Source organism: Hoeflea sp. (assembly GCF_984452065.1).
This window is the reverse complement of the sequence record NZ_CFHWAF010000202.1, coordinates 1-5703: the sequence shown is the minus strand read 5'-3', so window position 1 is coordinate 5703 and position 5703 is coordinate 1. Positions and strand designations below refer to the sequence as shown.

5 protein-coding genes are annotated in these 5703 nt (G+C 57.6%); 3 read left to right on the top strand and 2 right to left on the bottom strand.

Annotated elements, in window-relative coordinates:
• A partial coding sequence (locus tag AC5E6N_RS22895; protein WP_491749973.1) for a restriction endonuclease subunit S domain-containing protein occupies positions 1 to 753 on the bottom strand: 753 nt, incomplete at its 3' end.
• Positions 754 to 824: 71 nt separating this feature from the next.
• The gene (locus AC5E6N_RS22890; RefSeq protein ID WP_491749972.1) at positions 825 to 2852 is read right to left on the bottom strand and encodes a type I restriction-modification system subunit M; all 2028 of its coding nucleotides are present in this window, start codon (positions 2850 to 2852) and stop codon (positions 825 to 827) included.
• Positions 2853 to 3026: 174 nt separating this feature from the next.
• Between AC5E6N_RS22890 and AC5E6N_RS22885 the strand changes: the two genes are divergently transcribed.
• The 3 genes from AC5E6N_RS22885 to AC5E6N_RS22875 all read left to right on the top strand — a co-directional run bounded on the left by AC5E6N_RS22885 (position 3027) and on the right by AC5E6N_RS22875 (position 5568).
• Positions 3027 to 4676 (top strand): hypothetical protein, encoded by a 1650-nt coding sequence (locus AC5E6N_RS22885; protein ID WP_491749971.1) that lies wholly within the window; start codon positions 3027 to 3029, stop codon positions 4674 to 4676.
• Between the two features lie 260 nt (positions 4677 to 4936).
• Complete coding sequence (locus tag AC5E6N_RS22880) at positions 4937 to 5239, top strand: hypothetical protein (RefSeq protein WP_491749970.1); 303 nt, start codon at positions 4937 to 4939, stop codon at positions 5237 to 5239.
• Entirely contained in the window at positions 5236 to 5568 is a 333-nt protein-coding gene (locus AC5E6N_RS22875; RefSeq protein ID WP_491749969.1) for a TniQ family protein, read from the top strand. The genes AC5E6N_RS22880 and AC5E6N_RS22875 overlap by 4 nt, the downstream gene beginning before the upstream one ends.
• Positions 5569 to 5703 lie beyond the last annotated feature (135 nt).

The following is a 5703-nucleotide window of genomic DNA, read 5'->3' as shown; positions in this document are numbered from 1 at the left end:
GCTGATCCCGAGATGGGTTTCGGCGAGATAGAGTTCCTTTTGCAGTTTTACCCGCCCGAATTTGGGATTGCCCTGATGCCGCGAGACGATCTCGGCGCCGACAATGCACCGGACTTGGTGGCGATAAGGCTTGGTCGTGACAGCGGGCAGCTTCTCGCGCACGTCAATCTCGCCGGTGACAGCGGCAGTGATGAGAGCGGCGCGCTTTTCAAGCAGGAGCGCCAGAAGTGATGCCGGATTGGACTGCTTTGCGGCTTCCCTGCCGCCGGTCATCTTGATAATGGTGTCTAAGCGGCGAGTGGAAACCTCAAGATATTCCGCAACCAACTTCTGAGTGCCGATATCTGGAACTGGGAGGAGCACGTTTTTCATACCGCCTAACGTCAGGCCGAAACGTGTGACACCTTGCGCCTCTATACCGAAGGCCTCCCTTACTGGCTTCGAATTTAGGCACCAGAACAAGAAATTTCCGTTCATCATTTTCGGCAAAGGCCGCAAGATCGCTAGATGGTAAGCGCAGACAATGCCTTCACCACTCGGCTCAACGAGTGCCGGGACAGCTATGTCGTCGGGTGTTTCGCTGTCTTTCGTGATAACAACGTCACCAGCCCTCAATGCGAACTTGTCGATCTCGGATTGTTTCGCTGATCCTTGCGAAAACTCGATTTGGTCAGTGATGCGGTCATTGTAGTAGACATCAACATAGTTGCAGAGCGTGACCGGGTCTTCGCCTTCTTCGATGACCTTATCCACGTTGCTCGACCGGATCGAAACCAGTCTACGCAACGGCATACTAGGGTATGCTTGTAAAATAGGGCTATCCGTCAAACCGACACCTCCTTCAGGAGGCCGGCGATTTCGGCTTCAAGTGTCTTCAACTCCGCGTCGATGTCTTCCAGCGGGCGCGGCGGCACGTATGTGTAGAAGTGTCGGTTGAAGTTGATTTCGTAGCCGACGCGACCAACCTGCTTGTCCGTGGCGTCAGAGTGGGTTTCATCCACCCAAGCATCGGGCACGAAGGGCGTGACCTCGCGAGCGAAATAGTCCTCCCAATCCTCTTTGAGCGGTACCAGCTCGTGATCTCGCAGCTCGGTATCGGGCTCCGGTTTGCCGCGTCTGTCACGGCAGATTTCGGCGGTCTCGTCTCGCTCGGATAGGGCGCTGCGGATCGCCCTTTTCACCGGTGCGGTGATCCTCACGCTCCCAGTCCTCAGGGCCTTGGAGAGCTCTTTTTCGAACACGTCATGACTGGTGAAGAGCCGATCGGGCAAGGCCATAAGAACGTCGAGCACGTCCTCTTTCTCTACGTCCGATAGTCTCTGGAAGGCCTTTGCGTCCGCCAGACGCTTCAGGCGTTCCTCGCTCACTCTAAAGTTCAGTCTCAGCGGGCGCTCGACACGGATTTCGCGATAGCCGAAGTCGGTCGTGTCGAAGATTTTCGAAACCTCGGCCCACCGCCCGTTGCCGTTTGCCATTTCGTGAAAAATGGTGGCGATGGTCTCGCGCGCATCGTCGCGGATTTCGCGGCGCTTGGACCCGAGGCTCTTGCGCATGGGCCGCCAGAACTGTTCGCCGGACGCGTCGATCAGCTGGACTTTGCCCCGCCGCTTCTTCTCCTTGCGGTTGGTCAGCAGCCACACATAGGTCTGGATACCGGTGTTGTAGAAGAGATCGGTCGGCAGGGCGACGATGGCCTCCACCCAATCATTCTCGAACATCCAGCGGCGGATTTCGCTTTCGCCAGATCCGGCGCCGCCCGTGAAGAGGGGCGAGCCGTTCATGACGATGCCGATGCGCGATCCGGCCTCGTCGTCGCGCATCTTCGAAATCATGTGTTGAAGGAAAAGAAGCTGGCCGTCTGAGATGCGCGGTAGACCAGCGCCGAAGCGGCCTTCCTTGCCAAGCTCCGCCGCCTCTTCCTTGATCGATTCCTGATACTTCTTCCAGTCCACGCCATAGGGTGGGTTGGACAGCATGTAGTGGAAGCGGCGCTCCTTGTGCGCGTCCTGTGTGAGCGTGTTTCCGAAGGCGATGTTCTCGGGGTCGTGACCCGTCACCAGCATGTCGGACTTGCAGATGCCGAAGGACTCGCCGTTGAGTTCCTGGCCGAACAGCTCGACGCGAATATCGGGGTTGAGCGCCCGCATGCCTTCTTCGGCAAGCGCCAACATGCCACCCGTGCCGCATGCCGGATCGTATATTTGCCGGATGATGCCCTTGCCGGTCAGGGCGTCGGCATCGTTGACCAACAGCAGATCGACGATGAGGCGAATGACCTCGCGCGGTGTGAAGTGCTCGCCCGCTGTTTCGTTGGAGATTTCCGAGAAGCGGCGGATCAGGTCTTCGAACAGATAGCCCATCGCGAGCGTCGAAACCGACTGGGGCCGGAGATCGAGCTTTGCGAACTGCTCGAACACCTTCCAGAGGATTTCCGCATCATTCAGCCGCTTCAACTGGTCGGTGAACAGGAACTTATCGAGGAAGACATCCCGCACGGAATCCGAGAACGCGGTGATGTACGCGATGAGGTTCTTATGCACGTCTCCAGCGTCCTGCGCCTTGATGACGGCAAAGGACAGAGGGCTCGTATTGTAAACGCGCAAGCCGCTTCCCGCGGCGGCTGCCAGCATCATGTCGCGGGTTTGGTCGTCGATCCCGTCGGGTAGCGAGGCGTGGGCCTCAATGACCGCCTTTCGGCCCGGCTCCAGGATGCAGTCAAGACGGCGCAGTACGACGAAAGGCAAGATGACCTTGCCATACTCCGACCGCTTGAAGTCCCCACGCAGCAACTCGGCGATCTGCCAGACGAATCCGGACAACGCCTTGGCTTTTGCTGCTACATCCTGTTCCACGCAAACCACCCGCCATTGGTCGATTCACGCGAAACGAGCACCGGGACGATGTTCGCCTCGGCCCGAGCCGACATTTTCAACAGCTTAACGATATGTTTCGATGGTTAAAAGATCGAAAAGCCCAGTCCAGCCAACGCTCAGAAGTGATCCCAACGCGGCAAACGGCCACTCATCATGGCGCGATTGCTACGACTAGATTTCAAATCAGACTATCATTTGTTCTCATATTGTTCTACTCAGAGCCGCATAGATGATGAGAGCCGACAACTGAATCTGTCATTTTGTTTGATCGCCGTGGAACATCGCTTCACTCGCCAAGAGCTCTACGACCTCGTCTGGTCGAAACCTATCACGCATCTGGCCGCTGAGCTTGGAGTTAGCGTAGGGGTTCTGGGTGCACTGCTGCGGCGTGCCGGTATTCCAAAGCCTTCGCCCGGACATTGGATGCGGAAAGAGTTCGGCAAGCCTATCGAGCAACCGCCCTTGCCGAAAACGCCTTCTGGATGTGTTGAGCCGCTGGTGCTGGATACGGACCAACGGAAGCCTAAGCGCAAGTCGAATCCTGTCGAAGCGAAACCATCGGCGGCGGATACTGGGAGAAGGAAGGCTGAGACATCTGTTGTTGCAGAGCCAGCACAAGCCGCCCCAACGCCCCGTCCGACAAAGCCGACAACGATAACGCGCGAAGACCTCTATCGCGCGGTGTGGGCGACACCGATGTCAAGGCTGGCCAAGAGCTATGGCCTCAGCGACAGTGGTCTCGCTAAGATTTGCCGAAGGGAAAAGGTCCCGTGCCCACCTCGCGGCTATTGGGCCAAGCATGCGGTCGGCAAAGCGCCAAAACAGACACCTTTGCCGAAAGCCGGCGATGCACGCCCCATCACGATTCGCCCGACACCGTTGGCGCCACCTCCGATCGAGTTACCGCCGGAGGTCAAACAGCAGGTGGACAAGGCTCGAGCGAACGAAAACATCCTAACCGTGCCGGAACGCCTTCTGAGACCACATCCAGTGATTGCTTCATGGCTCTCTGAGCACAAGGAAAAGAAGCAACGCGCCCGTAGCGAACGGGACCCTTGGGTGCGCGATCTGTATCGTCCAAAGGAGTTCACCGCCACGGACCATCGCAAGCACCGCATTCTGGATACGCTGTTTAAAGCAATCGAACGCCAAGGCGGAAAGGTCAAACAGGGAGAGTGTGGTGCCCTGTTTGTCGAGGTTTTGGGTGAAAAGGTCGAGTTCCAGGTCCGCGAGAAGCAAAAGCAGCAGCGGCGGCCGCTGACCGATAGCGAAAAGCGATGGCGTTCACCCGGCGATAGAGGCTGGAGGCAAGAGCTGTTGCCGACGGGATGGCTGGTTTTTGAGATCAAGACCTGGCAATGGCCTGCCGGCCTCCCAAAGAAATGGCTTGAGACCGACAAACGGCCAATGGAAGGCATGCTGCCGGACATCGTGGCCACCTTTGTCGCGGCAGGACCGTTGCTCGTTCAGCAGCGCAAGGATCGAGAGGCAGCGGAGCGTGAGCGCCAACTCGCTGAGCAACGCCGCTATGAAGAGCAGCGACGTCAAAGGCGCGACGCAAACCAATGGCGTCGCTTCCGAGAGTTGGCACAGAATTGGAACGAGCTTGGTACTGTCCGCAATTTCCTCACCGCGCTGCGTAAGATGGATGTGGAACCCTCAGCCGAGATTGGTGATCGAACTGCTGCAGAGTGGATCACATGGGCTGAAGAATGGCTGGAGCGGGCTGATCCGACCGCTGACGGTGTCGAAGGCGTGTTCGCACAGATCGATACCGTTACGGATTGGACCTACAGAGACTGACACGAGGATACTCCGGCATCGCAGCCGGCCGACGCAAGCGAGCATCGGCTCAGAACCCTTTGAACCCCAGGAACAAACGCGCCGGAAAACTGATCATAGTGTAATAGCGAAGACGTAGTCATCGTCTTCATCCAAAGCTGTGCGCCAATTTCTTCCATAAAATCAAACCCTTAGAAATTTCCGCCAATTGGGAAACAATGCTTACGCGGTGCTTACGTGGCCATTTCGCGTAAGCAGATGGGGCGTCGTGGCGTGCTGAAATGCGTTGTCAACCGATCGGGTCGTTCTGTGCCGTAGGTTCGAATCTCACTTGCCCCGCCAATGAAGACTTCGAGACGCTGATCGCGTCGATCCTGCGCAACACTCCATTGCGGCAACCATCTGTGCTGACACCAAAATCCCTGCGACGTATTCTACAGATTACGGATGGCATCACGGCCAACATTTTCCAGATGCTGGGCTGCCTTGCGATCGAAGCCATCGAAAGCGGGACCGAACACATCACCGACAGCGCGGTCGAAGAGTGGGTGCCTGCATTTGATACCGAGGCGGTCTTTGCATGACGGAACCCCTGCCCGTCTCCTTGCCACCCCTGCGCGGCGAACTCCTGTCTTCCTGGATCAGTCGCCACGCTGACTTCTATGGGGTAACGTCTTCGACCATGTTGCGCCATGGACTACCGGAGGCAACATCCCTCGGGGCAATCGACCTTTGTTTAACGAAAGCCCAGGCTGACCGGATTGCGGGAATGTTCGGCGTCAGCCCGAAGGCTGTTCGCGGCTTGAGCTTGGCTGATGCCCCGAAAGCCGCTCACCGGTTCATCGCCAAGAGTCCGGCTCAACGTTGCGCGTGTTGCACTCAAACCGATGTTGGTCCACCGCCAGTCCTGTGAAGCGAATTGCAAGGATGGCGGATCACTTGCCCACACTGTGGGGAACCTTACCAGGACAAGACCACCAGCGATGGCGATCGTGCACTTGCATCGTATCGCGCAGCGGCACGTCGCGGTGAGACCTTGTTGCACGAC

Coding starts and splice junctions, on each gene's coding strand:
- AC5E6N_RS22885 (WP_491749971.1), top strand. CDS start 3,027: ATGGCGCGATTGCTACGACTAGATTTCAAATCAGACTATCATTTGTTC.
- AC5E6N_RS22880 (WP_491749970.1), top strand. CDS start 4,937: ATGCGTTGTCAACCGATCGGGTCGTTCTGTGCCGTAGGTTCGAATCTC.
- AC5E6N_RS22875 (WP_491749969.1), top strand. CDS start 5,236: ATGACGGAACCCCTGCCCGTCTCCTTGCCACCCCTGCGCGGCGAACTC.